Source organism: Faecalitalea cylindroides ATCC 27803, assembly GCF_000469305.1.
Taxonomy (GTDB): domain Bacteria; phylum Bacillota_I; class Bacilli_A; order Erysipelotrichales; family Erysipelotrichaceae; genus Faecalitalea; species Faecalitalea cylindroides.
Genome location: NZ_KI271058.1, coordinates 1 through 506 on the forward strand (window position 1 = coordinate 1; position 506 = coordinate 506).

General features: G+C 46.6%; 2 protein-coding genes. Both read right to left on the minus strand.

Features of this window, described 5'->3' with window-relative positions; translation table 11 throughout:
• On the minus strand, window positions 1-380 hold a 380-nt coding region (locus HMPREF0367_RS09490; RefSeq protein ID WP_035403688.1), incomplete at its 3' end, for a PglD-related sugar-binding protein.
• Window positions 381-382: 2 nt separating this feature from the next.
• A complete protein-coding gene (locus HMPREF0367_RS10885) occupies window positions 383-505 on the minus strand; it encodes a polysaccharide biosynthesis C-terminal domain-containing protein (protein ID WP_455906145.1) in 123 nt (40 codons plus the stop codon).
• Window position 506 lies beyond the last annotated feature (1 nt).

Below are 506 nucleotides of genomic sequence, written 5' to 3' on the forward strand. Positions count from 1 at the left end.
ATGCAGTCATGATCGATGACAGCTCCGCAGTTGATGATGCATCCCTTTTCGATCAAGACATTTGTGTTGATAACCGACATAGGCAGTATCACACAGCCGGTCCCTATCGTTGCCTTGGGGCTTACATAGGCAGCGGGATGTACAAAGGAAGCGATACGACACTGGTTCTCTTCCAGCCTGCGCAGCCATTCCATACGGATTGCATTGTTTCCAAAGGCCGGATAGAATTCTGTATCTTCTTTTTTATACTGTAGAAATGTCGAACACTTGTCCTGGCTGTTATCATCCAGGAATAAGATATCTTCATACTTTTCTGACTGTATGGCTATATCCTCGATTACATGTCCATAGCCGCCGGCTCCCAGTATGATCAGCCGCATATCTACACCTTCTCGAAGAATGTATCCGGATGCTGAGGATCAAAGCTTTCATTGGCCCACATCACGGTCACCAGATCCTGCGTATCGCTCAAATTGATGATATTGTGGGTATAGCCCGGCAGCATA

What these genes read in the sequence shown, in the direction of transcription:
- HMPREF0367_RS10885 (WP_455906145.1), bottom strand. Translation starts at nt 505, where the DNA reads ATGCTGCCGGGCTATACCCACAATATCATCAATTTGAGCGATACGCAG.